Source organism: Campylobacter sp. RM12642 (assembly GCF_020137635.1).
Taxonomy (GTDB): Bacteria; Campylobacterota; Campylobacteria; order Campylobacterales; family Campylobacteraceae; genus Campylobacter_E.
Genome location: NZ_JACGAT010000001.1, coordinates 75,690 through 101,839, shown reverse-complemented (window position 1 = coordinate 101,839; position 26,150 = coordinate 75,690). Strand labels below are relative to the sequence as shown.

Here is a 26,150-nt window from a genome sequence, read left to right as displayed (position 1 = left end):
TAAAGGAATAATAATGTTAGATGTAATGCAAATTCAAGAAATTTTACCACATAGACCACCATTTTTGTTAGTTGATAAAATCACAGAAATCAATCTTGATGAAGGTTATGTATTAGGTTATAAAAATGTTAGTATAAGTGATCAAGTATTTGCAGGACACTTTCCAGGTCATCCGATTTATCCAGGAGTTTTAATATTAGAAGGAATGGCTCAAACGGGTGGAATTTTAGCTTTTCAGAGTATGAAAGATAGTGTTGATCCTAAAAGCAAGGTAGTATATTTTACAGGAATGGAAGAAGTAAAATTCAAATCACCAGTAAGACCAGGCGATAAATTAGTATATAAAATGAGCGTTGTTAAAAATCGTGGAGCAATGTGGGTGTTTAGTGGCGAGGCTTATGTAGATGATACATTATGCACTCAAGCAATTTTAAAAGCGATGATAGTAGATAAATGATTTCAGATTTAGCAATAATAGAAAATGGTGCAAAAATAGGCAAAAATGTTAACATTGAGCCTTTTGCATATATAGGAAGTAATGTAGAAATTGGTGATAATTGCATTATTAAAAGTGGTGCAAGAATTTTAGGAAATACAAAAATAGGAAATAATTGCAAGATTTTTTCTTATGCTATTTTAGGTGATATTCCACAAGATATTTCTTATAAAAACGATGATTTTTCAGCTTTAATAATAGGTGATAACACAACTATTCGTGAGTTTTGTACTATAAATTGTGGCACACAAAAAGGCGATGGATACACAAGAGTTGGAAATAATAATTTCATAATGGCTTATGTTCATATTGCACACGATTGCACCTTGGCTGATAATATAATTTTAGCAAATAATGTAACCTTAGCAGGGCATGTTGAAGTTGGCTCATTTAGTGTGATTGGCGGACTTACTCCGGTTCATCAATGGGTTAAAATAGGCGATTATTGTATGCTTGGAGGTGCTTCAGCATTATCTCAAGATTTACCACATTTTTGTCTAGCTGAAGGTAATCGTGCTTATGTTAGAAGTCTTAATTTAGTAGGGCTTAGAAGACATTTAGAAAAAGATAAAATAAATGAATTAAGTGAAGCATTTAGTAAGATTTTTAGAAGTAAAACAGGGCTAATTAGCGATAGAGCAAAAGCTTTATATGAGAGTTCAAATTCTGCCGAAGTTGTTAAATTATGCTCGTTTATTTTAAATACAAAGCGTGGAATTCCAGTGAAAGGAAATGATAATGAGCAATAATATTTGTAGTTTTTGTGGCAAATCTTATCCGTTTGACCTACTTTCAAATGGCAAAAATAATACAATTTGTCCTACTTGTGCTGGTGTTATATTTAAAATGTATGATGCTAAAAATAAAGAATTAGCAGTAGATGAGGTAGCTGATAGTTTAAAAGATATAAGTTCAAAAGCTTTAAAATCTCATTTGGATAATTATGTAATAGGTCAGGATAGAGCAAAAAAGGTTTTAAGCGTAAGCGTTCATAATCATTATAAAAGGCTTATGAGTAATGCTGATGAGAGTGATGTAGAATTAGCAAAATCAAATGTTTTATTAGTAGGACCTACAGGAAGTGGTAAGACACTTTTAGCTCAAACTATGGCAAAAGCACTTGATATTCCTATAGCAATTTGCGATGCTACGAGTTTAACTGAAGCTGGATATGTAGGAGAAGATGTTGAAAATATCTTAACAAGACTTTTACAAGCAGCTGATTATAATGTTGAGCGTGCAGAATGTGGGATAATTTTCATTGATGAAATTGATAAAATCGCAAGAAAGGGAGAAAACCGCTCAATTACAAGAGATGTAAGTGGAGAAGGCGTTCAGCAAGCATTGCTTAAGATAATAGAAGGTAGCGTTGTAAATGTCCCACCACAAGGCGGTAGAAAACACCCAAATCAAGAATTTATTCAAGTTGATACTTCAAATATTTTATTTATTTGTGGTGGTGCTTTTGATGGAATTGAAGAGATTTTAAAGCAAAAGCAAGGCGAGAATGTAATGGGTTTTGATACTACTAGCGTTAAACTTAGTGAAGATGAATTGTATTCACATATTGAGCCTGATGATTTGATTAAATTTGGTCTAATTCCTGAATTAGTTGGAAGATTGCACGCAATTGCAAGTCTTAATGAAATTAGCGAAGAAGATATGGTAAGAATTTTAATTGAGCCAAAAAATTCAATAATCAAGCAGTATCAAAAGATTTTTGAATTTGATGGTGTTAAATTAGAATTTGATAAAGACGCACTTTTAGCTATTGCTAAAAAAGCTCTTGATAGAAAAACAGGAGCAAGAGGTCTTCGTGGGATATTAGAACAATTATTACTTGATTTAATGTTTGATTTAGATAAATATGAAGGTTATGAAATCGTTATAAATAAAGATTTTGTTAATGGCGAAGGCGATGCTATTTTTTTAAAAATTAAGGATAATAAATGATACTAGACCATTTAATAGGGTTATTTTCAAGTGATATGGGTATTGATTTAGGCACAGCAAATACTCTTGTATTGGTAAAAGATAAGGGTGTAGTAATTGATGAGCCAAGTGTTGTAGCAGTTCAACATACAAAATATGGAAAGAGTAAAATTTTAGCAGTTGGTAAAGAAGCTAAAGAAATGCTAGGCAAAACTCCTAGTGATATTCAAGCAATTCGCCCTATGAGAGATGGGGTTATAGCTGATTTTGATATGACTGAAAAAATGATTAGATATTTTATTGAAAAAACACATAAAAGAAAGAGTTTTTTACGCCCTAGAATATTAATATCAGTTCCTTATGGTCTAACTCAAGTTGAAAGAAAAGCAGTTCGCGAAAGTGCTTTGAGTGCTGGTGCAAGAGAAGTGTATTTGGTTGAAGAGCCAATGGCTGCAGCAATTGGTGCAAATCTTCCCGTGCAAGAGCCTGTAGGCTCATTAGTAGTTGATATTGGTGGTGGAACTACTGAAATAGGAGTTATTACTCTAGGTGGTCTTCATACTGCAAAAAGTATTAGAACAGCAGGAGATAAGCTAGATAGCTCAATTGTAAATTATGTAAAAGAAAAATACAATCTAATAATAGGTGAAAGAACTAGCGAAGATATTAAAATCCAAGTTGGCTCAGCTATTCAATTGCCTGAAGAATTAACTATAGTTGTTAAAGGAAAAGACCAAGTAAAAGGGCTTTTAAGTAAGGTTGAGCTAAGTAGTGAAGATATTCGTGAAGCTATAAAAGAGCCTTTAAAAGAAATTGCTGATGCACTTAAGTTTGTATTAGAAAATACAAAACCAGAACTTGCAGGCGATATTGTAGAAAATGGTATAGTGCTAACTGGTGGTGGAGCATTAATCCGTGGAATTGATAAATATTTAAGCGATATTGTAAAATTACCTGTTTATGTTGCTGATGAGCCACTTCACGCAGTAGCAAGGGGAACTGGAAAAATACTTGAAGAGATTTCTTTACTAAGACAAATAGTAAATGATGAATAAATTTAAATTATTACTCCTAATATGCGTTTTGCTTACATCTTCTTATTATTTTGTAGCAGATGTTAAAAATGCTGTTTTAGGGGTTAATGATTTTGTTTTAAATAAGCTTTATAATACTTATGATTACACCAAACAAAATATTACTAAATATTTTAATCAAGTAAATCAGATAGATGAATTAAGCACAGAAAATAAAAAGCTAAAACAATACAAATTCTTATATGATAATTTGGTTATAGAATATAACAATCTTGCAAAAGCTCATAATCTTAAAAAATATGAATTTGAATTAGCCTTAACTAGGGTATTATCTTATGAAAAAATTGGAAGTTTAACTAAATTTTGGATGAGTTATGATGGTATAAAGCCTGATATTACTTATGGTTTGATATATGATAATAATGCAGTGGGGATTATGTATTCAAATAATAATAGAGCTTATGCGCTTAGTTTAAATGATGAAAAATGTGTTTTTTCTGTGGTTGTTGGGGAAAATAAAACTCCTGCTATTTTACAGGGTAGTAAAAATTCAATTTATGTTAATTTCGTTACTGATTATAAAGAATTAAATATAGGAGATTTGGTTTATACGAGTGGAAAGGATTTGATTTTTCCAGAGGGTATTTATGTTGGAAAAGTAGTAAAAATCATAGATGAAGCTGGGTATAAAAGAGCTATTTTAGAAGATACAAAAACTCTTAGTCCTTATAGATATGTTTATATGGTAAGTGCTAAAGAGAACTCACAAGAAATTAAAAATTAAAATCTTAAATTATTTTTTATTAATTTACCCTTTGTTAATAGGGGGGGGGTGTAGAATAATTACTTCATTTTAAAAAAGGAGTAATTATGGATAAGAGTTCCATTTTAATGTTGCTTGATAATAAAATTTTAAGTGAGCAAAAGTTTATGCTAAATGATAAACTTGATAATTTAAGCGAAGAAAAATATAAAAACCTTCCACTAATCCCGTTAAAAAGCCCAATTTTAGCAGCAGTTTTAGGATTTTTCTTCGGAGTTTGGGGTGTTGATAGATTTTATCAAGGAAATATGCTTTTAGGATTTTTAAAAATAGGTCTATTTTTAATAGGCTTGGCTTCGACACTCATATTTATCGGAGTTTTTATTTTATGGGCTTTATATATTTATGTATTAGTTGATATATATTTTGTATATAAAGCAGTTCAAAAAGACAATTACACAAAAATATTACAAATAATAGGATGATTTTATGAAAACAGATTTTTTAATTTCTAACAAAGGTCAAGAATTAATCAAAAACGAAGAAGAATTGAGAGTAAAGTTGAGTGAATTTGTAGGAGAATTGCCAAATGCTGCAATAGTTGATGAATTAAGCAATGCGGCAAAATACTATACAAATAATGGCGAATCAAATACAGCAAGATATTCTTTTAGACTAAAAGATATATGCCTTCCTACATTATTGTTTAGTTATTTTAGTTATGCGTTGCGTTCTATGTGGATTTATGCAGGAATTGTTTATGGGGCAATTGTGGTTTTATCTTTTTTTGGTTATTTTTATTTTAAACCAAAGGGCTTATCAAATTCTTTTGATTTTTCTTATATTAGCTATGCTTTAATTTATGTGATTATCAGCGTTTTAACAAGTGCAACTTATAGATATTTTTTATTAAAAGAATTTTTCACTAAATACGAGCTAACGCCTATTAGCAAACCTAGAAAACCCATAAATATTTTAATAGCTATTGGATTTATTATTGCTTTATTGTTAGTTATAAAATTAATTAGCCTTTTTATTGTAGGTGCTAGTGTAATGGCTATTGGTGGTGTAACTAGATGGTGAGAATAGGAATTTAAAATTCCTATTTTATATAGCTTAAAGATTTTTTAAGCTTTTTTAATCTTTCTAAATCTTTATGCTTTAATTTTAGTAAAGTTTCAATTAATTGAGTATGCAAAGCTTGTAATTCTACTAATTCATCTTTACTTAGAGTATCTAGCCAACCGCTATTAATTTTATCTTCTAGCTCATTGGCTAAACTTTCTAATTCGTAAAAGTCTTCATTAACTAATGCTAATTTGATTTTAGTTATCAATGTTTACTCTCTAAATATGAAATTACGCCTAAAGCAGCGTTAGCACCATCAGCCGCAGCACAAACAACTTGTCTTGGAGCATCTACTCTTAAATCTCCTGCAGCAAACAAGCCTTCAACACTCGTTCTCATTTTTAAATCAACCTTAACAGCATCTCCTACCATTTCGCATAAAAATGAGCCATCAGTTTGTTTTAATACTTCATTTCTTACATCAAGTCCTACGAAAGTAAATATCCCTGGAACTGCTAAATCTTTTTTACTGCCATCATTAAATACTATTTTAACCCCAGTAACTCCAGCATTATCTCCTACAACTTCTTCTACTTTAGCATTTAAAATGAACTCAATTTTTTCATTTTTCTTAGCTCTTTCAACGGTTGATGGAGCTGCACGAAAACCTTCTCTTCTGTGGATTAAATATACTTTAGAGCATAGATTAGCTAGATAAAGTGCTTCTTCAAGTGCGGTATCTCCACCACCTAAAACTGCTACTTCTTTTTTTCTATAAAACGCACCATCGCAAGTTGCACATGTGCTTACTCCACGACCAAAAAATTCATTTTCGCCTATAAAACCAGCTTTTTTAGGAGCTGCTCCTGTGCAAACTATAACAGCTTTAGCATCTTCGCTTGAATTATCAGAGAAAATTATTTTAAAATTCTCGCCATTTTTTTCAACTCTAATTACTTCTTTTTGCTCAATTTTTAGACCAAATCTAGTGCTTTGCTCACTCCAAGGTGCCATAAAGCTAATTCCATCCATTACGGTTGCAACGCCTGGGTAATTCTCCATCTCACTTGAGCTTGTGATTTGTCCGCCTGGCATAAATTTTTCATACATTACAACATTTTTAAGCCCACCACGAGTTGCATATAATCCCGCACTAAGACCAGCAGGGCCACCACCAATAATAGCTAAATCTAACATTTTATCTCCTAATTAATAATTTTTATTATTTAATAATAACTTTATTAAGTTAATCAAGTTTAAAATTTATTATACTTTAATTCGTTACCAAACAATCTAATTTTGTCTTTTTTATAATCGCTTCTAAGTGGGCTTAAATAACTTTTATATTCAATAGGATAAATTCCTGCAATATCACAAATTAAATGTATTAAATCATCGCTCATAAAAGGCAAATCTTTAGCTTTATTTAAATCTTTTAATAGTTTTTTATGATTTTCTTCAAAAGAATTTGAATAAAGAATTATAAAAGGTATTTCAGCAGTAATTTTATCTAAAATATGCCCTAAAACAGATTTACTTTTATCATCATATAAGCTTTCAGCATGGTCACTTAAATAAATTATCAAACTATCATCATTTTTAAATATATCATAAATATTTTGAATTATATAATCAGTATAAAGTATGGAATTATAATATTCTGCTATGCTTTTTTTATCGCTTATATTAGTTTTAATATCGCTTTCATTAAATTTTGCAAATTCTTTAGGATAGCGTTTTTTATAATTTCCGTGATTTCCTAAAAGATGAATTACTATGAAATTATTATCACTTAATTTTAGGTTTTTAATAATAGGCAATAAAACCCCATCATATTTTGCATAACTTAAAGTATCGCTAGAGCTCATATATTTATTTGTAAAATAAGAAAAATCACTCATAATACCAACACTAGCAGCATTATTTCCCCATTCGCTAATATAGTCTTGATTAGATATCCAAAAGGTTTTGTAATTTGCTAATTTGAATAAATTAATAATATCTAAATTCTCATAAAATTTTCTTTCACTTAAATTATCTAAATTAGCAAAATTAAGTAATACACTCATTACTGGATTTGTAGAAGCATAAGGGGCAATAACATCAGAATAAATTATTTTATTTTTTATATTTATTAGATTAGGTGTGGTGTTTAATTCTTGTCCGTAGTCTTGATAAGCACTTCTTCTTGAGCTTTCTCCTATTATTAAAACTATATTTTTTATGTTTTCATTAGCTTTTAATTTTTCGTGATTATTAGCAATTTTTAAATAACTCTCTTGCATTATTTTAGAATTAATCAAAATATCATCTGTATAAATTAATTCTTTATTAAATTTAATAAAAGGAATATTTATATATCTACTAAAATCATATTTAATAGCTCTTCTTAAATCATTCCCAAAGCACACTGCAAATATTAAAATAATAAAAGCTATGTTTAATTTGTTATTTATTTTTATATTTATTTTAATTTTTAATAAAAATAAAGCCACAATCATAAAAATTAAAATTCCAAAGAATTTAAAATTAATATATATTGATACAAACTCAATACTTTCAGCCATATTTGTATTTAAAAATGCTTCTAAGAAACTTGGATTTAAAAAATTATTAAAATTAATTACTAAAAAAGATTGAATAAAGATTACAAAGAAATTATAAATTATTAAAAATCTTAAAATACCCCCCCCCATAAGGGATTTTAGATTTTAGAATATAGATTAGAAAATATACAAACAAGATTATAAAAATTAGCGTAACTGAAGTAGATTTTATATATTTTAAATCTTGAATAATGCCTTGATTTATAATCTTATTAGAAAACAATACTAAGCAAAAAATATTGCTTAGTGTAAAATATAAAAATATTCCAAAATGCTTTAAAACAAATTCAGTAAAATTATTCTTCATCTTTAGCCTTTTTTTGCAAGATATTTAGGGTTGTATTTACTATACTAAATGCTAAAGCAGTATAAATATATGCTTTATTTATATGAATATTTAAACCTTCAACTATTAAAACGCCACCAACTAAGACTAAAAATGTTAAAGCTAGAGTTTTTAATTCTTGGAATTTTTCTACTAAATCTCCAATCCATTTACTAGCAATCATCATAAACATCATAGCAATTATTACAGCTAATATCATAATGCTAAGCTCATCAGCAATTCCTACTGCAGTAATTACACTATCTAAAGAAAAAATTATATCAATTAAAGCAATTTCAATTATTACAACAAAGAAATTTGAGCTAGCCTTAAAATTACTATTATCACTATGCTCGTTTTTTTGCATTGATATTAGTTCTTTAATTGATTTAATTATTAAAAATATTCCCCCACCAATTAAGACAATATCTCTACCGCTAAAATCTTGACCTAAGATATTAAATAAAGGTTTTGTAAGTTTAACAAGCCAAAAGATACTAAATAAAAGTGCTATACGAGTTAGCATAGCAAAACCAAGTCCTAAAATACGGCCTTTATTTTGAAGGTGTTTTGGTAATTTACTTACTAAAATAGTAAGAAAAATAATATTATCTATTCCTAAAACTATCTCAAGTAATACTAAAGTTACGAAAGATAATATGCCTTCTGAAGTGAAAATCCATTCAAACATAATTGTCCTTTTTATTGATTAAAAAATGCTATCCTAACCGAAATTTTTTAAAGGAGATTAAATGAGATTAGAACACGATTTTTTAGGCGAACTTGAAATTGCTGATGATATTTATTATGGAGTTCAGACCTTAAGAGCAGTGCAAAATTTTGACATTTCAGGAAAGCGTTTAAAGGACTTTCCAAGACTAATTATATCTTTTGCGAAAGTAAAAAAAGCAGCAGCTTTAGCTAATTATGAATTAGGCTTAATTAATGAAGAGATTAAAAACGCTATTTGTTTTGCTTGTGATGAATTAATAGCTGGAAAATATAAAGACCAATTTGTTGTAGATATGATACAAGGTGGTGCAGGAACTTCTACAAATATGAATGCAAATGAAGTTATAGCAAATATTGCTTTAGAAAAATTAGGGCATAAAAAAGGTGAGTATGAGTATTGCCATCCAAATGACCATGTGAATTTATCTCAAAGCACAAATGATGCTTATCCAACATCTTTAAGAGTTGCTTTATATGATTATTTAAGCGATTTAATGAAAGCTATGAATTATTTAAAAGCAGCTTATGAAAGAAAAGCAATTGAGTTTAAAGATATTATAAAAATGGGAAGAACCCAGCTTCAAGACGCAGTTCCGATGACTTTAGGAAGAGAATTTAAAACTTTTGCTGTAATGCTTGGCGAAGATATACAAAGAGTTAGCGAAGCAAGAAGCTTAATTTTAGAAATTAACTTGGGTGCAACTGCTATTGGAACAGGAATTAATTCTCATCCTGATTATCCACCAATCGTTGCAAAACACCTTCAATACATAACAGGTGCAAATTTTGTAATAGCAGATGATTTAATAGAAGCTACACAAGATACAGGAGCTTTCGTTCAAATTAGTGGAGTTTTAAAAAGAGTTGCAACAAAATTAAGTAAAGTTTGCAATGATTTAAGATTGCTTTCTAGTGGTCCAAAATGTGGTTTAAATGAAATTAACTTACCAAAAATGCAACCAGGCTCATCAATTATGCCAGGTAAGGTAAATCCAGTTATCCCTGAAGTAGTAAATCAAGTGTGTTATTATGTAATTGGTGCTGATGTTAGTGTTACTTTAGCTTGCGAGGGCGGACAATTACAATTAAATGTATTTGAACCACTTGCAGCATATAGTTTATTAAATAGTATTTGTATGCTTGAGCGTTCTATGAAGACTTTAGCTGATAAATGTATAGATGGTATCACAGCAAATAAACAAATATGCGAAGATTTTGTGATGAATAGTATAGGAATTGTAACCGCACTAAATCCTTATATAGGTTATGAAAATAGTGCAAGTATTGCAAAAGTTGCATTGCAAACGGGTGCAAGAGTTTATGATTTAGTTTTAGAGCGTAAATTAATGGATAAAGAAAAGCTTGATAAGATTTTAAGCCCTGAGTTTATGTTAAAGCCACATATGGGAGAAATTAAATAATATTTTGAAATAGGAATTTTAAATTCCTATTTCTTTAAAAGTAATAGATAATAATTTAATCTAAATAATAAAAATTATTATTTATTGCTTTTGTTTAAATTTAGCTAATTTTTTTTAGTTAAAATTTATCTTTAACAATCACAAGGAATAACAATGTATAAGATGATATCAAGTATGAAATTAAGCATAATTTTGTTTTTGTTGTTTGCTTTTGCTAGTGGTTTAGCAACTTTTATAGAAAGCAAATATGGAACTCCTACAGCTTGGGCTTTAATATATGCTAGCTGGTGGTTTGCTGCTATTCAGGTATTGCTAGGAATTAATTTATTTTTTGCAATATTTAGATATAAAATGTATGAAAAATTACCGCTTTTTATATTCCATCTTAGTTTTTTATTTATGCTACTTGGCTCGGCACTTACTAGGTATTATGGATTTGAAGGATATATTCATATAAGAGAAAATGAAACTTCAAATATAGTAAGCTCAAGAGAAGCATTTTTTAGTATTTCTGCTATGAAAGATAATAAATACTATTCAAGCGATGAGTTTAAATATATAAGCGTAATAGGTCATAATGATGTAGATATTAACTTAGATTTAGATGGCAAAATAGCTAATTTAAAATTAGAAAAAGTTATTTTACACGCAAAACCAGCTTATAAAGAAGAAATAGGTGGAAAACCTTTTGTGTTATTAAATGTTTCAGGAGAGCAAGGCTCAAGTGCATTAGCCCTTGATGAAGGTAGATTTGTTGTATTAGGAGAAGTTGTAATAGCAAATAAAAAAACTATTTCAATGAATGCTAAGCTTTTAGAATTTAACGAAAACAAAATTAAAGCGAATTTTGATTTAGAAATATTTGATGTTAAAAATAAGAAAAATATAAAATTATTAGCTGATAATGAATTTAGCCTTGATGATGGAATGGTAATTTCATTTGAAAATTACAAAATTGGATTTGATAAATTTTACAAAAACGGCGTTAAATACTACGAAGATAGCAAAGATAGCGAGTATCCAAATGCTTATTTAGTAAAAGTAACTTATGATAATGATAGTTTATACGCATATTTATTTGAAGGAGAAGGGCAAAAAATCACTCTAGCAAATCAAACTTTTAGCATATCTTATACTGCTAAATTACTTGAATTACCATTTAGCTTTACTTTAAACAAATTTGAATTAGAGCGTTATATGGCTTCAAATTCTCCGAAATCTTATGCAAGTTATATTAGAATAAATGATGATGAAAGTAAGGATTATAAGATTTATATGAATAATGTATTAGACCATAAGGGTTATAGATTTTATCAAAGCTCATACGATAAAGATGAGCTAGGAACTATTTTAAGTGTAAATCAAGACCCAGGCAAAATACCAACTTATATTGGATACTTATTATTAGGTATAGGATTATTTTTAAACTTGATTTATAAAAATTCACGCTTTATGATTTTAACAAAACGCTTAGCAAAAATGAGTTCATTAGTGCTTTTACTTAGTGCTTTAACTCCGCTTTTACATTCTGATGACATTAATGAAGCTATAGATAATGCTAATAAAAATCTAGCCCCAGTTAGCCTAGAAGAACATGTAAAAGAATTAAGCGTTTTACCAGTTCAAAAAGACAATGGAAGAATAGCTCCATTTGGCTCATTAGCACTTGATTTAGTAAATAAAATTCATAAAACAAGCACTTATCAAGGCAAAGATGCAACAGAGCTTTTAATATGGATTATGAGTGATTTTAAAGACTTTTCTAAAGAAAAATTTATTTATCTAAGCAATCAAGAAATAAGAGATTTTTTAAATCTTGGCAAGGGTAAATATGCTAGTTTTTACGATTTTTTTCCAAATAATGTATATGCTTTAAAAGATGAAGTAGATAAAGCTTTAAGAACCAATCCAAACAAGCGTGGAACTTATGAAAAAGAATTATTAAAAGTTGATGAGCGTTTAAATCTTTTATATTACGCTTCTTTAGGTGGTTATGTAAGAGCTAGTTTTGAAGATGGTAAAGCTTTAAATGTTTTAGAAACTAGCAAACCTGATTTAAAAGCTTATTTTTTATCATTAATAAATGCAAATAAAGACAATAATTATGCTTTAAGCTCAAAGATTTTAAATGAGATTAAAGCTAGTCAAGGAACTAATATTGATGAAGCAAAATTTAAATTAGAAATCGCTTTTGATAAGGTAGGGATTTTTACAAAATTAAGCCCTGTTTATTTATTAGGTGGTTTAGTGCTATTAATTTTAGTATTTTCAAGAATGATTAGTGGTAAAACAAGTCTAAAAACTGCCTTTAAAATAGTTTATTATCTAAATATTTTAGTTTTCATAGTTCATACAATTGCACTTGCTATTAGGGGATATTTAAGTGGTCATGCACCTTGGTCAAATTCTTATGAAAGTTTATTGTATATTTCTTGGGCATTAAGCTTAAGTGGTATTGTATTTTCTAAAAAAAGTCCTATTTCATTATCACTTACATCAATTCTTGCAGCTATTGTTTTAATGGTAGCTCATCTTAGTTCAATTGACCCACAAATAGGCAATCTCGCACCTGTTTTACAAAGTTATTGGCTAACAATTCATGTTAGTATCATAACTGCTAGTTATGGATTTTTAGGTCTATGTGCTTTACTTGGAATTTTTGTATTAGTTTTATTTATTATGTTAGGAAAAAATAAAAAGCTAAATGAAAGAATAAAATCAAATATAAAAGAAGCTACAATGATTAACGAAATGGCTATGATTTTAGGCTTATCATTGCTTACTTTAGGTAATTTCTTAGGTGGTGTTTGGGCTAATGAATCTTGGGGAAGATATTGGGGCTGGGATAGTAAAGAAACTTGGGCTTTAGTATCTATTTTAGTTTATGCTGCAGTTTTACACATTAGAATGATTAAAGGAATAAATAATCAATTTACATTTGCAGTATGCTCTATGTTTGCATATTTGAGTATTATTATGACTTATTTTGGAGTGAATTACTTTTTAACAGGTATGCACTCATATGCTGCAGGAGAAGCTGCTAGCGTGCCTATTTATGCTTACATTAGCGTAGGAGTTATGGCATTATTAGCAATTGTTGCAAGTAAAAATAAAAAGGAAGCAGAACTTTTATGAGAGATAATGTATTTATAATTGTCGGCGTAGTAGCTTTTTTAGTAATTATTGCTCTAGTTTTTTATTTTATAATTAAGAGCTCAAAAAATAAAGAAAATCAAATTCTTCCACAAGAAAAGCAAGAAGTAGTCAAGAAAGTAAATGCTTTAGATGATTTGATAAAAGCAGCAAAGAGTGCAAAAACTCCAGCTGCTTTAAATAAAGTAGTTTTAGCGTTTTTACAAAGTCAAAGTCTTGAAAATAGAGCAAGTCTTACAACTTTAAGTGAAGATGCTAAAAAAAAATTAGGATTTATTAGTGTTGTTTGTGCTAACAAATGTGCTGAAGCAAAATTAATTGCTTTTTTAAATCACGAATTGGGTAAAAAATATCCAAGTTACAAAAGAGAAATAGATTTATATGAGAATTTAGGACTTGCAAGAAGAAGGATGAAGTAATTGAATAAACTTTATTTTAGGTATCTTGCTAGCCTTTATCTTAAAAATTGTTTAATTTTCATTATTGCTTTTGTAGGATTTTATTTATTTATAGATATTTTAATTAATTATAAAAAGCTGCATTTAAACACTAATATATTCTTATTATATATTGTATATACAATGCTTACAGCTTTTTATTATATATTGCCAATAGCTTTAATACTTGCTATGATTTTTACAAAAATATCTCTTATTAAAAAAAATGAATTTATAGCGTTTTATTCTTTAGGGCTTAGCAAAAACGCAAGTGTTACGCCTATAATGTTTATAAGTTTAATAATAAGTTTTATCGCAATTTTTTTAAACTATACAAATATTGCTTATGCAGAAAACTATAAAAGCAATATTTTAAAATACGGATATTTAAGCAAAGAACAAATAGATTTGTTTTTTAAATATCAAGATGATTATATTTATATAAAAAGCTATGATAAATCTACAATGAATGATATTAAAATTATCAAAAAAACAAATAATGAAATATCTAAAATCATCTTAGCAAAAAGAGCAAATTTTATTGATAATAATTGGGTTTTAGAAGACGCAAAAGTTATGGAATTTAAATTAGGAAATAATTTTGATGATACCTTTATAATTAATCAAAATTTAGAAAAAGAAATGATTTTAAAAGATTTTAACCCAAGTTTGCTTGATAATTTAGGCACTGATGATAGCTCTTTAAAAGACGCATTTTTTTATCTTAATAATTTTGAAGCTAATAAAAACATAGCAAGAGCTAGTATTTATAAGCAAAGTATATTTTTATTATATGCTCCATTTTTTATGCTTATAATTTTTTATAATATTCCTATTATGCCAAGATATAATGATTTAAATATCTATGCTTTAACATATACAAGTTTATCTTTATTAGTTTATGGAATTTTATTTTTGTTATTAAGATTTGCTAGTAATGGTAGTATAAATCCTGAACTAGCTATTCTTTTGCCAATAAGTATAATTATTGTATATTCATTAATGAAGTTTAATAAAAATAAGTGATTATAAAAGGAGCAAAAAATGGACTTTTTAAAACTTGCAAATGGTATTAATACACCTTTTTATTTGTATGATTTTAACGAGATTGAAAATAGATTTAATAGTATTAAAAAAGCATTTAGTGGAGCTAAAAATAATATTTTTTACGCGGTTAAGGCTAATTCAAATTTATCTTTATTAAAGTTTTTAGCGAATTTAGATAGTGGATTTGATTGTGTTAGTGCAAATGAGATTAGAAGAGCTTTAAAAGTAGGTGCTAAACCTTATAAAATAATTTTTAGTGGGGTTGGTAAAAGTGCAAGTGAATTAGAATTTGCAATAGAGCAAAAAATACTTTATATAAATGTAGAAAGTAGTGCTGAATTAGAGCTTTTAGAAAGTATTGCAAAGAGTAAAAACCAAGTAGTAAATATAAGTATTCGTGTAAATCCTAATATAGATGCAAAAACCCATCCTTATATTTCAACAGGTCTTAAAGAAAACAAATTTGGAGTTAGCCTAGATAATGCTAGGGCTATGTTTTTAAAAGCACATAAATCAGATTATTTAAATCCAGTAGGAGTTCATTTTCATATAGGTTCAAATATCTTAGAATTAAGTAGTATTATCCAAGCTGCTATTTTGGTAGAAAAATTTATAAAAGAGCTAAATACCGCAGGGCTAAATATTAAGTTTTTTGATATTGGTGGCGGAGTTGGTATTAAATACAAAAATGATGAAATTGAGCCTAATTTAGATGAGTTTGCACATATGATTAAAAATATTGCAAAAGCACAGGATTTGACAATTTGCTGTGAGCCAGGTCGCTATATTGTAGGAAATGCAGGTTATTTAGTAAGCAAGGTTTTATATGAAAAAATTAACGAAGGCAAAAGATTTGTAATATGCGATGCTTCTATGTGTGAGCTAATTCGCCCAAGTTTATACGAAGCATACCACGAGATTTTAAGCTTTCCTAGTGTAAATAAATTAAATGAAAGTAGCAAGGCTGATTTGGTTGGTGGAGTTTGTGAAAGTGGAGATTTCTTAGCAAAAGATGTAGTTTTACCACCTTTAATGGCAAATGATTTAGTAGTTATTAAAAGTTCAGGAGCTTACGGATTTGTAATGAGCTCAAATTATAATTCAAGAACAAAGGTTGCTGAATATTCTTTATATAACAATGAGTTAAAATTAATAAATAAAGCTCAAAGTTTTGATGAATTAATAGCTAATGAATTATCTTGTTTGTGAGTATATTATGAATTTAGAAGAAATTAGACAAAATATAAATAAAATTGATGATGAAATAATTAAATTATTAAATCAAAGAATGGAATTTGTAAAGCAAGTTGGTATTTTAAAGCATAATGAAGGTAGTCCAATTTATCGTCCTGTAAGAGAAAATGAGATAATAAATAGACTAAGCGAAAATAGCAAAGGCTTATTAGAAAAAGACGCAATTAAAGCAATTTATCAAGAGATTTTTGCAATTTCAAGAAATCTTGAATTACCACAAAGAGTTGCGTTTTTAGGTCCAATTGGCACTTATACTCATCAAGCAGCAAGATTGTGGTTTGGAGCGCTTAGTGAATATATTGAGATTGCTACTATTGAAGATGTTTTTGTTAGTTTAAATAACGATGAAGTATCTTATGCAGTAGTTCCTATAGAAAACAATACAGAAGGTGGGGTTGGAGCTACTCTTGATTGTCTTGCAAAATACGATGATATTTTGATTTTTGCTGAAAATTATTTAGATATTCATCATTCATTCGCAAGCACAACTGATGATATAAGAGATATTAAAGTGATTTTTTCTCATCCACAAGGCTATAATCAGTGTAAAAAATTCTTAGAAGCTCATAATATTTTAGATGTTGAGTTTGTCCCTACTAAAAGCACAGCCGCTGCTGCAAAATTAGCAAAAGATACGCCAAACTCAGCTGCAATTTGCTCAAAAATTGCAGCAAAACTAAGCGATTTGCCTTTAATGTTTGAATGTATTGAAGATAATAAGGCAAATAAAACTAGATTTTTAGTGCTTAGCAAACATTCTTGCGAAAAATCAAGCAATTCTAAAACATCAATTCTAGCAAATACAGCACATAAAGCAGGTGCTTTAGTTGATTTGCTTAATGAGTTTAAAGAAGCAAATATCAATTTAACTAAAATTGAATCAAGACCTTTAAAGAAAAAAGAATTTGAATATAGTTTTTTTATTGATTTTGACGGACATATTGATGATTTGAATGTGCAAAAAATCTTAAAAAATAAAACAAATATAAAATGGCTTGGCTCATATTTAAAGAATGATAAATGATTAAGCAATTTTTACAAGGAATAGGCAAGTTCTATTCAGGTTTAGAAAAAAAACAAAAACTAACTATATTAGCAGCCATTATTGCAACCGTTGCTTTTATAGTTTTTTTACTTGTATATAATTCTGGTAATAATAAAAACTACTCTGGTTATTCTGTTTTATTTGATGAATTAGATACTAAAAATTCAGCTGCAGTTGTATCAATATTAGAAAAAAATCAAATAAATTATATTTTAAAAGATGAAAGCACCATTTTAGTTCCAAGTGCTGATGTTTATAAGCAGCGTTTAGAAGTGGCAAGTGCTGGAATTTTAAAGGATAATAAAGTAGGTTTTGAGATTTTTGATAAACAAGAATTTGGAGCTACTGATGAAGAGCAAAAAATCAAGTTTAAAAGAGCTTTAGAAGGTGAATTATCAAGAACTATTGAGAGCTTAAATCCTATTAATAAAGCTGCAGTTCATATTGCTTTTGGTAAAGAATCTTTATTTGTAAAAGAAAAAGAGCCGCCAACAGCTTCAGTAGTTTTAAATATTAAAATGGGTATGAAATTAGGTCAAAAACAAGTTTTAGGGATTAAAAATCTTGTTGCTTCATCTGTTGCTAGTTTAAGTGTTGAAAATGTTAAGATAATTGACCAAAATGGGGTTAATTTAGGCGCTGATGAAGTAGGGCTTGATGTAGATGAATTAAACGCACAAATAAATTATAAAAAAGAATATGAAAATTCATTAGAGCAAAAGATTATAAATGTTTTAGCACCTGTTCTTGGTGGTTGGGATAGAGTTGTTGCTAGAGTTAATGCTGATTTTAATTTTGATAAGGCAAATAGTCAAAGTGAAGTATTTGACCCAAATTCAGTCGCTAGAAGTGAGCAAAGTTTAGAAGAGAAAAAAGAAGGCAAAAAAGGCAAAGAAGTAGGCGGAGTGCCAGGAGCAATATCAAATATTGGACCAGTTCAAGGCATTGAAGATGGAGAAAATAAAGAAAGTTATAGCAAAAATCAAAGCACAATTAATTATGAAATATCTAAAAAAATTACAACTATCAAAGGTCAATTTGCAACCTTAAATAGAATTAGTGCAGCAGTAGTAGTAGATGGAAAATACGAAATTGATGAAAATGGCGAAGTAAAATATGTAGCAATTAGCGATGATGAGCTTAAAAAATTACAAGGTTTAGTAAAAAACGCAATAGGATTTAATGATACTAGAGGAGATAGCGTTAGTGTTGATAATATTAGATTTAATAATATTAAAGCTCCAGTTCCACCATCAATTAAAATTACTAATTTCTTAGAAAGTTATATAATGCCGTTTATTCCACCTGCAAAATATATTTTTGCTATGGTGTTAATGTTTATATTTTATAAAAAGGTTATATCTCCGTTTATCAAGAAAATGCTTGAGGATAAGGTATTTACACCTGAAGAATTAGAAGAAATTAGGCGTGAAGAAGGTGCTGATGATGAAGAAGATGCGATAGAAAAATATCAACAAGCTAAAAAAAGAGTTGAAGAACAACTTGGAATTGACGCTGGATTTAGTGAAGATGAATTACAATATGATATTTTACTTGAAAAATTAAAAACTATTAGCACAGAAAAAAGTGATGAGGTTGCTATGCTATTTACTAGCTTACTTAAAAACGACAATGAATTTAATCAATCTCAAAAGGAAATGTAATGGCAAATTTAACTAACGAGCAAAAAGCCTTATATAATGATTTAAGTATCTTAGAAAAAATTGCAATATTTTTAATCCAAATGGGAGAAGAGCCAAGCACATTGATATTTTCTAATCTTGATATTGCTATGGTTTCAGAAATTACAAAATATATAGCTAGTGCAAGAAGCGTTGATAGAGCAGTAGCTACTGCTGTATTAGAAGAATTTCACGCTTTACTTAAATCAAATCAGTATATTAAAAATGGTGGTTTGGAATTTGCTAAAGAGATTTTATATAATACTTATGGGATTGAAGAAGCTGAAAAAATCTTATCAAAATTAGCAAAAACTTTAGATGGAAATCAAGCATTTTCTTACCTTAGCAATATTAAACCTCAACAATTAGCTGACTTTATCGTAAATGAATATCCACAAACAATAGCTTTAATTATTGCACATATGGAGCCTACTAAAGCGGCTGAGACTTTAGAGTTTTTTGAAGATAATTTAAGAAGTGAAGTAATTCATAGAATTGCTACTTTAGGTGATATTAGCCCAAGTATTATTAAAAGAGTTTCAACCGTTTTAGAGAGTAAATTACAATCTCTTACATCTTATAAAGTTGAAGTTGGTGGGACTAGAGCAGTTGCTGAAGTGCTTAATCGTCTAGGTCAAAAATCAAGTAAATCAACTATTGCATATTTAGAGCAAACTGATGAAAAACTTGCAACTACTATTAAAGATATGATGTTTACTTTTGATGATATTACTAAATTAGGCACAACAGCAATTAGAGAGATATTAAAAGTTGCTGATAAAAAAGATTTAATGATAGCTTTAAAAGGAAGCACGGAAGATTTAAAAGGTATGTTTTTATCTAATATGAGCCAAAGAGCAGCGGAGAGTTTTAATGAAGAAATGGGATTTTTAGGTGCTGTTAGGGTAAAAGATGTAGAAGAAGCACAAAGAAAAATCGTTGAAGTTGTTCAAAAGCTTAATGAAAGCGGAGTAATACAATTAGGCGAAAGTGATGAGATGATAGAATGATGAAAACTATTATTGATAATAAAGCCAAAGAGCATCATATTCAAAATTATAAATTTAAAATTCTAAGCTCATTTGACACTGATACAAGTGAAGAGCAGCTTAGTGAAGTTGTTGAAACTCCACAAGAAATAAAAGAAGAGCCTGTAATAATTAAAGAAATTACTCCGCCACCACCACCGCCACCAAATCCAATCAATGAAGAAATGCTTAAAAAAATGGAAACTTTAAGCGATAATGTAGTAAAACTTCAAATGAAACTTGAAAAACAAGAAGAAGAATTTGAAAAAAGACTTTTAAATGAGATTGAAATAGCTAAAAAAAACGCTTATGAAGAAGGTTTAAACGCAGGTAAATCTCAAAACGAAGATAAAATAAACGAGCTTAGTATAAATGTATCAAATAGTATTAAAAAGCTTGAAAATAAATGCCAAGAATTAAGTAATTTTTGTGAAAAAACAAAAAGCGATTTAAACGAAGCTGCTTATTTAATAGCTAAAGAAGTAGTAAATAAAGAGCTAGAAACAAGTTCAGCAAAAATTGCTCTAGCTTATGCAAATACGATAATGCAAGGAATTGATAAAAGCATTAAGATTAAAATCAGCGTAAATCCTAAGGATTTTGATTATTTAAATAAAGAATTAAGTTCAAATAGGATTGAAATCTTAGCTGATGATGCTATTAATAAGGGTTGTTTGATTATTAATTCAGATACATTAAATACTCAAATTAACTTAAAAGAAAGATTAGCACAAGCAAGGAGTATGATATTAGATGAAGCGTAAAATTGAAAATATCAAAAGCCTTAATGAAAACGAATTAAAAGAATTATGTAGTGATATAAGAGCTACAATCATTGAGCAAGTTAGCAAAAACGGCGGTCATTTATCGTCTAATTTAGGCGTGGTTGAACTAAGCGTTGTTCTTCATCATTTATTTGATATAAAGGAAAATCCTTTAATTTTTGATGTATCTCATCAATGCTACGCACATAAAATATTAACAAATAGGAATTTAGAAAATCTAAGACAATTTAATGGAATTAGTGGTTATACCGAGCCAAATGAGAGCGAGTATGATTTTTTTATAGCAGGGCATTCATCTACTTCAATATCTCTTGCAACGGGGGTTGCAAAGGCTTTTAGTCTTAATAAAAAAGATGCAATTCCAATTGCTATTATTGGTGATGGGGCGATGGGCTGTGGATTAGCTTATGAAGCTTTAAATGAATTAGGAGATAGAAAATATCCAAGTATTATTATCTTAAATGATAATAAAATGAGTATTAGTAAGCCTATTGGTGCAGTTTCAAGATTTTTATCAAAAAGTTTATCAAGTCCAATTTATCAAAAATTTAAAAAAGGCGTTGAAGCAATGCTTGAATACTTGCCTGAAGGTGCTAGATATACTGCAAAAAGATTTGAAGATGGATTTAAATTAATCACTCCTGCTGGAATGTTTTTTGAAGAATTAGGGCTTGAATATATTGGCCCAATTGATGGGCATAATATTGCTGATTTAATAACTGCATTAAATCTAGCAAAAAGTCTTAAAAAGCCTGTATTATTGCATATTCAAACAATTAAAGGCTATGGTTATGAGTATTCTTTAAATGATGAGGGTAGTTGGCACGGAGTTGGAGCTTTTGATATAAAAACAGGTAAGAGTTTAAGTAGTTCAAAAAAACCTAGTGCAACGGCAATTTTTAGTGATATTTTAGATGAACTAGCAAGTAAAAATGAAAAAATAGTAGGTCTTAGTGCAGCTATGCCAAGTGGCACTGGAATTGATAAATTAATAGCAAAATATCCTAATAGATTTTATGATGTAGGAATAGCAGAAGCTCACGCAGTAACTTCAATGGCTGCTATGAGTAAATGTGGTTTTATGCCTGTAGTAGCTATTTATTCAACTTTTTTGCAAAGAGCTTATGATAGTTTAATTCACGATTGTGCAATACTTAATCTTAATATGGTTTTTGCACTTGATCGTGCAGGGATTGTAGGAAATGATGGCAAAACTCATCAAGGAGCTTTTGATATTTCATATATATCTTGCATACCTAATTTTAAAATTTGTGCTCCAACGAATGCTAAAAGTTTTAAATTATTGCTTGAATACGCTACAAGTAAAGTTGGGCTAATTGCTATTCGCTATCCAAGGGGAAGTTTTGCCTTAGATGAGAGCTATGAGCCAAGCTTAAAAACTCATTTTATTAAAAATGTAAATTCTAATATAAGCTTTTTAGGTTTTGGAGAAGGCGTTGCAAAAGCTTTAGCAGTTAGTGAAGAAATAAATGCAAATGTAATTGATTTAGTATTTGCTAAACCACTTGATAAAGAGTTTTTATTAAATCTTGCTAAGAGTTCAAAAGAATGGCATATTTTTAGCGAAAGTGCAAAAATAGGCGGATTAAATTCTATAATTTCTAGCTTTTTAAAAGAATATGATTTAGACATTAAATTAATATCTTATGAATACGAAGATGAGTTTATAACTCACGGAAATACAAATGAAGTTATGCAAAGCTTAGGGCTTGATGCAAAAAGTATTATAAATAAAATTAAAGGCAATAAATGATAGTTAGTGCAGGAATAAGTGAGATTTATGATTACGCAGAGCCTATTGGATTAGGCAGTAATTGTTCTATAAAACTTAGCGAATTAATACTTAAAAAGCAGCCAAAAAGATTGATTTTCATAGGTTCAATGGGGCTTTATACTAAAGAAATTGAGCTTTTTAGCGTAAATGAGTTTAAAAGTGCTGTAAATATTGAATTAGCTATGTTAGATGATTTAGTTTATACCCCTATGAAAATGGATGAAATTCCTGTTTTAAATTCTTCTAATTATATTTGTAAAAATTATGAATACGCTAAGAAAATGAATGAAAAATACGGGATATTAGGCGAAAATATGGAGTGTTTTAGTTTTTTTGCGACTGCTAATTATTATAAAATCCCAGCTAGTGCAATTTTAGTAGCGACTAATTATTGTGATGAATTCGCACACGAAGAATATATAAAAAACATAGCAAAAGCTAATGAAATATTAGAAAATTACTTAGAAAACAAAGGACTTTTATGAAAGAATTATTAGATTTTTTACCAGAAGAATATAACCTTAGTCCAAAATATCTAAATAATGAATTAGCAAAATTTGTATATCAAAAATATATAAATGATTTTAGCGAAGCTACAAGTTTATCAAAAGCTCTAAGAGAGCAATTAAAAAATGAATTTAACATTATGCCACTTAGCTTAAAAATAGCTCAAACAAGCATTGATGGGAGTATTAAATTCTTATTTTCCTTGCACGATAATCACACAATAGAAAGCGTTTTGCTACCTATGAAAAAAGAAAGAATAGAAAATGGTGTGAAAAAAAGTGCAAAATACACTATTTGTATAAGTAGCCAAGTAGGTTGCAAAAGTGGTTGTGCCTTTTGTTTAACGGGTAAAAGTGGGCTTATTAGAAATCTTAGCACAGCTGAAATAGTAGCTCAAGTATTATTTATCAAAAAATACGCAAAAATCCCTTATGAGCAAGGTATTAATATAGTTTTTATGGGTATGGGAGAGCCACTTGATAATTTAAAAGCAGTTAGCAAGGCTATTAAAATCTTTTCTCATAACGATACTCTAGCAATATCTCCACGCCGTCAAACAATCTCAACAAGCGGTCTTGCAAAGCAAATTGAAGAATTAGGCAAGATGAATTTAGGTGTATTACTTGCAATTTCGCTTCACGCTGTAAATGATACTTTAAGAGATGAATTAATGCCTATTAATAAGGCTTATAATATTGAAAGCGTTTTAAATGCGGTAAGGAATTTCCCAATAGATGCTAGAAAAAGAGTGTTATTTGAATATTTATGTTTAGGTGGGATTAATGATGATTTAAGCCACGCAAAGGCTTTAGTAAAATTACTACACGGAATAAAAGCTAAGATAAATTTAATTTATTTTAACCCACACGAAGGCAGTATCTATAAACGCCCAAGTGAAGAAAAAGTAATTGCTTTTAGAGATTATTTACAAGCACACGGACAAAACGCTACCATTAGACAAAGCAAAGGGCTTGATATTAGTGCAGCGTGCGGGCAATTAAGAAATAACGAGGATGAAAATGCAAAAACCATCATATAGAATAGCTCAAATATTAGTAAGACTTTATAATGAAGAGATATTAAATAAGCACGATTTAGCTGAAGAATTTGGAGTAAATGCTAAGACTATTCAGCGTGATATTAATGAAAGATTATCAAAATTACCAATAATTGCTAGAAGAAATGGGGATTATAGTTTAGATAAAGCTTATATTAAAAGCAATCACGAAGAGATTAGAAAACTTATAAAAATATTTGATATTACTATGCTTCCAACAAGGCTTAGCGATGAGTTTTTAAACAATCTTTTTACTCAAAAAGAACTACCAATTACTAATATTAAAAATAACGAAATTGATGATATTAGTAGTGTTTATGAGAGCTTAACTAATGCGATTTTAAATAAGGTAAAAATTAAAATAACTTATAATGCAAAAGAAAGAACTCTAATGCCTTATAAATTAGTAAATCATCAAGATATTTGGTATTTATTAGCTTGTGAAGAAGCTGAACTTAAAAGCTTTACTTTATATAAAATCAAAAATTTATTAATCACACAAGAAGAATTTATCCCAAATGAAAGCACACAAGAGCTGATTAACAATAATTCAAGTAGTTTTATATCAAATAATATTACAAATGTTATTTTAGAATTAGATTGTGTTGCTAAAGAATATTTTTTAAAAAGAGCAATATTAAAAAATCAAAGAATAATCTCAAGCCATTTAGACAAAATCATAATAGAAACAGAAACAAGTTATGAAGATGAGATTATTAGGCTAGTTTTTAAATGGATTCCACATATTAAAATTCTTGAGCCAAAAAGCTTAGCAAATGAGTGCAAGGCTAGAATTAAAGAATATTTAAAGAATATTTAATGCAAAAGCAAAAGATATTTGAAATAATTTGTAATGAGTGTAAAGAAAAGCAAATTAGCATAGTAAATATTGAAGGATTTAGCATAATAAATGAAGAGATTTTTTGTCTAAAAAGCTCAAATAAGATTTCTTATAATGATTTAAGATATATTGATTTTGCTTATATTTTATTAGAAATTAACACTAAAAATAGTTTAATAAATGCTTTTAGTATAGCTGCAAAATTAGTAAGCGATGATTATGAAGAACATAAAGAATTATTAAAAAAATGCTTTTTGCTCTTAGATGATACAATGCATTTTAAAGACCTTGAAAAATGTTTAATAATGTTGCAATTAAAAGAAAGTTACGATAAGTTAGAAGATAAATTCTAGTAGATTATTTACTAGAATTATTGTTTTTTACTATTTGATGAAGACAAGAGCCATCTTTAACATTTATAAATTCATCATTTTTAGAAATAGCTACAAAGATTTCATCATTATTTTTTAAATAGTGTTTTTCTCCAAAAGGAGTATAAGATAAAGCACCTAAACATATCAATAAATTTGCAGGCTTACTAGCTATTAAAGGTCTTATATCTTCAAGGGTTGCTATGTCTATTTGATTATTTATAGTATCAATTAGCCAAGTGATTAATGTATTTGAATAATAAAAATAATTTTTTATATAATCTTCGTTTGCGTATTTTATTATCTCATTATCTCTTTTTAAATAGCAGTGGATTTTATAATCATTTAATTCATCAAGATTATTTAAAGGAACTAAATTCCCAATACCTTTACTAGCAGTTGAGAAGTTCTTTTTAGAAGATATTTTATTTTCATTTACTCTTTTACTAGCGTCATTAAACGCTGCATAAAATTGTGGTTTTAAATCACTTAGTTTATCATTTTCATAAAAAGCTTTAAAAATTACACATAATTCAGGTTCAATTTGAACAAAATCTCCATCTAAAATAAGCTCATTTTCACTAATACAAAATCTCTTTAAATATTCTTTATCACTATCTTTAGAGTAGAATGGAAACACACCTTTAGGTGCAAAATCACTTGTGTGTAATTCAGTAAAATCTTTAGCTTCGTTAGCTTGATTTAAATGATTAGGGACATTTCCTATTACACCTAAGCATAAATAGTCTTTAAACATTATTTTTCCTTAAA

General features: G+C 28.5%; 26 protein-coding genes and 1 pseudogene. 21 read left to right on the top strand and 6 right to left on the bottom strand.

Annotated features, from left to right (window positions below; genetic code table 11):
* The first annotated feature begins 13 nt into the window (after window positions 1-13).
* From fabZ to AVBRAN12642_RS00440, 7 genes are all read left to right on the top strand, one after another.
* On the top strand, window positions 14-457 hold the full coding sequence (gene fabZ / locus AVBRAN12642_RS00470; protein ID WP_214115829.1) for a 3-hydroxyacyl-ACP dehydratase FabZ: 444 nt from the start codon (window positions 14-16) through the stop codon (window positions 455-457).
* Entirely contained in the window at window positions 454-1,245 is a 792-nt protein-coding gene (lpxA, locus tag AVBRAN12642_RS00465; RefSeq protein ID WP_214150290.1) for an acyl-ACP--UDP-N-acetylglucosamine O-acyltransferase, read from the top strand. Before fabZ ends, lpxA begins: the two co-directional genes overlap by 4 nt.
* Window positions 1,235-2,449 carry an ATP-dependent Clp protease ATP-binding subunit ClpX gene (clpX, locus tag AVBRAN12642_RS00460; protein WP_214115827.1) on the top strand — a complete coding sequence of 405 codons (1,215 nt, stop codon included), beginning with the start codon at window positions 1,235-1,237 and terminating at the stop codon, window positions 2,447-2,449. Before lpxA ends, clpX begins: the two co-directional genes overlap by 11 nt.
* On the top strand, window positions 2,446-3,483 hold the full coding sequence (locus AVBRAN12642_RS00455; RefSeq protein WP_214115826.1) for a rod shape-determining protein: 1,038 nt from the start codon (window positions 2,446-2,448) through the stop codon (window positions 3,481-3,483). Before clpX ends, AVBRAN12642_RS00455 begins: the two co-directional genes overlap by 4 nt.
* Window positions 3,476-4,246 carry a rod shape-determining protein MreC gene (gene mreC / locus AVBRAN12642_RS00450; protein ID WP_336607815.1) on the top strand — a complete coding sequence of 257 codons (771 nt, stop codon included), beginning with the start codon at window positions 3,476-3,478 and terminating at the stop codon, window positions 4,244-4,246. Before AVBRAN12642_RS00455 ends, mreC begins: the two co-directional genes overlap by 8 nt.
* A gap of 86 nt (window positions 4,247-4,332) precedes the next feature.
* The gene (locus tag AVBRAN12642_RS00445; RefSeq protein WP_336607814.1) at window positions 4,333-4,710 is read left to right on the top strand and encodes a TM2 domain-containing protein; all 378 of its coding nucleotides are present in this window, start codon (window positions 4,333-4,335) and stop codon (window positions 4,708-4,710) included.
* A gap of 4 nt (window positions 4,711-4,714) precedes the next feature.
* Window positions 4,715-5,308 carry a hypothetical protein gene (locus tag AVBRAN12642_RS00440; protein ID WP_336606820.1) on the top strand — a complete coding sequence of 198 codons (594 nt, stop codon included), beginning with the start codon at window positions 4,715-4,717 and terminating at the stop codon, window positions 5,306-5,308.
* Window positions 5,309-5,327: 19 nt separating this feature from the next.
* Here the strand turns inward: AVBRAN12642_RS00440 and AVBRAN12642_RS00435 are convergent, their stop codons facing one another.
* The 5 genes from AVBRAN12642_RS00435 to AVBRAN12642_RS00415 all read right to left on the bottom strand — a co-directional run bounded on the left by AVBRAN12642_RS00435 (window position 5,328) and on the right by AVBRAN12642_RS00415 (window position 8,915).
* Window positions 5,328-5,561 carry a hypothetical protein gene (locus tag AVBRAN12642_RS00435; protein ID WP_214150288.1) on the bottom strand — a complete coding sequence of 78 codons (234 nt, stop codon included), beginning with the start codon at window positions 5,559-5,561 and terminating at the stop codon, window positions 5,328-5,330.
* Window positions 5,558-6,490: a thioredoxin-disulfide reductase gene (gene trxB, locus AVBRAN12642_RS00430; RefSeq protein WP_239803408.1), complete on the bottom strand. Its 933-nt coding sequence runs from the start codon at window positions 6,488-6,490 to the stop codon at window positions 5,558-5,560. Before trxB ends, AVBRAN12642_RS00435 begins: the two co-directional genes overlap by 4 nt.
* A gap of 59 nt (window positions 6,491-6,549) precedes the next feature.
* Window positions 6,550-7,860: a phosphoethanolamine transferase gene (locus AVBRAN12642_RS00425; protein ID WP_336607813.1), complete on the bottom strand. Its 1,311-nt coding sequence runs from the start codon at window positions 7,858-7,860 to the stop codon at window positions 6,550-6,552.
* Window positions 7,861-7,951: 91 nt separating this feature from the next.
* Window positions 7,952-8,206, bottom strand: a complete 255-nt coding sequence (locus AVBRAN12642_RS00420; RefSeq protein ID WP_214115806.1) for a hypothetical protein — start codon at window positions 8,204-8,206, stop codon at window positions 7,952-7,954.
* Entirely contained in the window at window positions 8,196-8,915 is a 720-nt protein-coding gene (locus AVBRAN12642_RS00415; RefSeq protein ID WP_214120322.1) for a TerC family protein, read from the bottom strand. Before AVBRAN12642_RS00415 ends, AVBRAN12642_RS00420 begins: the two co-directional genes overlap by 11 nt.
* A gap of 61 nt (window positions 8,916-8,976) precedes the next feature.
* On the opposite strand from AVBRAN12642_RS00415, the gene aspA reads away from it, so the two are divergent.
* The 14 genes and pseudogenes from aspA (at window position 8,977) to AVBRAN12642_RS00345 (ending at window position 25,361) form a co-directional block, all read left to right on the top strand.
* A complete protein-coding gene (gene aspA / locus AVBRAN12642_RS00410) occupies window positions 8,977-10,377 on the top strand; it encodes an aspartate ammonia-lyase (RefSeq protein ID WP_214115804.1) in 1,401 nt (466 codons plus the stop codon).
* Between the two features lie 1,086 nt (window positions 10,378-11,463).
* Window positions 11,464-13,512, top strand: a pseudogene (gene ccsA / locus AVBRAN12642_RS00405) (cytochrome c biogenesis protein CcsA); the annotation flags it as partial.
* Window positions 13,509-13,949, top strand: coding sequence for a hypothetical protein (locus AVBRAN12642_RS00400; protein WP_336607812.1), 441 nt, complete (start codon window positions 13,509-13,511; stop codon window positions 13,947-13,949). The pseudogene ccsA and the gene AVBRAN12642_RS00400, both read left to right, overlap by 4 nt.
* The gene (locus tag AVBRAN12642_RS00395; RefSeq protein WP_336607811.1) at window positions 13,950-14,993 is read left to right on the top strand and encodes an LptF/LptG family permease; all 1,044 of its coding nucleotides are present in this window, start codon (window positions 13,950-13,952) and stop codon (window positions 14,991-14,993) included. It abuts the gene before it with no gap.
* Between the two features lie 18 nt (window positions 14,994-15,011).
* Window positions 15,012-16,223 (top strand): diaminopimelate decarboxylase, encoded by a 1,212-nt coding sequence (gene lysA / locus AVBRAN12642_RS00390; protein ID WP_336607810.1) that lies wholly within the window; start codon window positions 15,012-15,014, stop codon window positions 16,221-16,223.
* Between the two features lie 4 nt (window positions 16,224-16,227).
* Window positions 16,228-17,292: a prephenate dehydratase gene (gene pheA, locus AVBRAN12642_RS00385; RefSeq protein WP_336606871.1), complete on the top strand. Its 1,065-nt coding sequence runs from the start codon at window positions 16,228-16,230 to the stop codon at window positions 17,290-17,292.
* Window positions 17,289-18,977 (top strand): flagellar basal-body MS-ring/collar protein FliF, encoded by a 1,689-nt coding sequence (gene fliF, locus AVBRAN12642_RS00380; RefSeq protein ID WP_336606807.1) that lies wholly within the window; start codon window positions 17,289-17,291, stop codon window positions 18,975-18,977. Before pheA ends, fliF begins: the two co-directional genes overlap by 4 nt.
* The gene (gene fliG, locus AVBRAN12642_RS00375) at window positions 18,977-20,005 is read left to right on the top strand and encodes a flagellar motor switch protein FliG (RefSeq protein WP_336606806.1); all 1,029 of its coding nucleotides are present in this window, start codon (window positions 18,977-18,979) and stop codon (window positions 20,003-20,005) included. Before fliF ends, fliG begins: the two co-directional genes overlap by 1 nt.
* Entirely contained in the window at window positions 20,005-20,787 is a 783-nt protein-coding gene (locus AVBRAN12642_RS00370) for a FliH/SctL family protein (protein WP_336606805.1), read from the top strand. The genes fliG and AVBRAN12642_RS00370 overlap by 1 nt, the downstream gene beginning before the upstream one ends.
* Complete coding sequence (gene dxs / locus AVBRAN12642_RS00365) at window positions 20,777-22,582, top strand: 1-deoxy-D-xylulose-5-phosphate synthase (RefSeq protein WP_214115796.1); 1,806 nt, start codon at window positions 20,777-20,779, stop codon at window positions 22,580-22,582. The genes AVBRAN12642_RS00370 and dxs overlap by 11 nt, the downstream gene beginning before the upstream one ends.
* Window positions 22,579-23,088 carry a phosphorylase family protein gene (locus AVBRAN12642_RS00360; protein ID WP_336606804.1) on the top strand — a complete coding sequence of 170 codons (510 nt, stop codon included), beginning with the start codon at window positions 22,579-22,581 and terminating at the stop codon, window positions 23,086-23,088. The genes dxs and AVBRAN12642_RS00360 overlap by 4 nt, the downstream gene beginning before the upstream one ends.
* On the top strand, window positions 23,085-24,149 hold the full coding sequence (gene rlmN, locus AVBRAN12642_RS00355; protein ID WP_214115794.1) for a 23S rRNA (adenine(2503)-C(2))-methyltransferase RlmN: 1,065 nt from the start codon (window positions 23,085-23,087) through the stop codon (window positions 24,147-24,149). The genes AVBRAN12642_RS00360 and rlmN overlap by 4 nt, the downstream gene beginning before the upstream one ends.
* On the top strand, window positions 24,130-24,987 hold the full coding sequence (locus AVBRAN12642_RS00350) for a helix-turn-helix transcriptional regulator (RefSeq protein ID WP_267525300.1): 858 nt from the start codon (window positions 24,130-24,132) through the stop codon (window positions 24,985-24,987). Before rlmN ends, AVBRAN12642_RS00350 begins: the two co-directional genes overlap by 20 nt.
* A complete protein-coding gene (locus AVBRAN12642_RS00345) occupies window positions 24,987-25,361 on the top strand; it encodes a hypothetical protein (RefSeq protein WP_336606803.1) in 375 nt (124 codons plus the stop codon). The genes AVBRAN12642_RS00350 and AVBRAN12642_RS00345 overlap by 1 nt, the downstream gene beginning before the upstream one ends.
* Before the next feature lie 4 nt (window positions 25,362-25,365).
* Here AVBRAN12642_RS00345 and AVBRAN12642_RS00340 read toward each other — a convergent pair whose 3' ends face one another.
* Window positions 25,366-26,136: a DUF5718 family protein gene (locus tag AVBRAN12642_RS00340; RefSeq protein WP_336606802.1), complete on the bottom strand. Its 771-nt coding sequence runs from the start codon at window positions 26,134-26,136 to the stop codon at window positions 25,366-25,368.
* Window positions 26,137-26,150 lie beyond the last annotated feature (14 nt).

Bases quoted from the DNA above. Each gene is read 5' to 3' on its own strand.
- fabZ (WP_214115829.1), top strand. From the start codon at position 14: ATGTTAGATGTAATGCAAATTCAAGAAATTTTACCACATAGACCACCA.
- lpxA (WP_214150290.1), top strand. From the start codon at position 454: ATGATTTCAGATTTAGCAATAATAGAAAATGGTGCAAAAATAGGCAAA.
- clpX (WP_214115827.1), top strand. From the start codon at position 1,235: ATGAGCAATAATATTTGTAGTTTTTGTGGCAAATCTTATCCGTTTGAC.
- AVBRAN12642_RS00455 (WP_214115826.1), top strand. From the start codon at position 2,446: ATGATACTAGACCATTTAATAGGGTTATTTTCAAGTGATATGGGTATT.
- mreC (WP_336607815.1), top strand. From the start codon at position 3,476: ATGAATAAATTTAAATTATTACTCCTAATATGCGTTTTGCTTACATCT.
- AVBRAN12642_RS00445 (WP_336607814.1), top strand. From the start codon at position 4,333: ATGGATAAGAGTTCCATTTTAATGTTGCTTGATAATAAAATTTTAAGT.
- AVBRAN12642_RS00440 (WP_336606820.1), top strand. From the start codon at position 4,715: ATGAAAACAGATTTTTTAATTTCTAACAAAGGTCAAGAATTAATCAAA.
- trxB (WP_239803408.1), bottom strand. From the start codon at position 6,490: ATGTTAGATTTAGCTATTATTGGTGGTGGCCCTGCTGGTCTTAGTGCG.
- AVBRAN12642_RS00425 (WP_336607813.1), bottom strand. From the start codon at position 7,860: ATGGCTGAAAGTATTGAGTTTGTATCAATATATATTAATTTTAAATTC.
- AVBRAN12642_RS00420 (WP_214115806.1), bottom strand. From the start codon at position 8,206: ATGAAGAATAATTTTACTGAATTTGTTTTAAAGCATTTTGGAATATTT.
- AVBRAN12642_RS00415 (WP_214120322.1), bottom strand. From the start codon at position 8,915: ATGTTTGAATGGATTTTCACTTCAGAAGGCATATTATCTTTCGTAACT.
- aspA (WP_214115804.1), top strand. From the start codon at position 8,977: ATGAGATTAGAACACGATTTTTTAGGCGAACTTGAAATTGCTGATGAT.
- AVBRAN12642_RS00400 (WP_336607812.1), top strand. From the start codon at position 13,509: ATGAGAGATAATGTATTTATAATTGTCGGCGTAGTAGCTTTTTTAGTA.
- lysA (WP_336607810.1), top strand. From the start codon at position 15,012: ATGGACTTTTTAAAACTTGCAAATGGTATTAATACACCTTTTTATTTG.
- fliF (WP_336606807.1), top strand. From the start codon at position 17,289: ATGATTAAGCAATTTTTACAAGGAATAGGCAAGTTCTATTCAGGTTTA.
- fliG (WP_336606806.1), top strand. From the start codon at position 18,977: ATGGCAAATTTAACTAACGAGCAAAAAGCCTTATATAATGATTTAAGT.
- AVBRAN12642_RS00370 (WP_336606805.1), top strand. From the start codon at position 20,005: ATGAAAACTATTATTGATAATAAAGCCAAAGAGCATCATATTCAAAAT.
- dxs (WP_214115796.1), top strand. From the start codon at position 20,777: ATGAAGCGTAAAATTGAAAATATCAAAAGCCTTAATGAAAACGAATTA.
- AVBRAN12642_RS00360 (WP_336606804.1), top strand. From the start codon at position 22,579: ATGATAGTTAGTGCAGGAATAAGTGAGATTTATGATTACGCAGAGCCT.
- rlmN (WP_214115794.1), top strand. From the start codon at position 23,085: ATGAAAGAATTATTAGATTTTTTACCAGAAGAATATAACCTTAGTCCA.
- AVBRAN12642_RS00350 (WP_267525300.1), top strand. From the start codon at position 24,130: ATGCAAAAACCATCATATAGAATAGCTCAAATATTAGTAAGACTTTAT.
- AVBRAN12642_RS00345 (WP_336606803.1), top strand. From the start codon at position 24,987: ATGCAAAAGCAAAAGATATTTGAAATAATTTGTAATGAGTGTAAAGAA.
- AVBRAN12642_RS00340 (WP_336606802.1), bottom strand. From the start codon at position 26,136: ATGTTTAAAGACTATTTATGCTTAGGTGTAATAGGAAATGTCCCTAAT.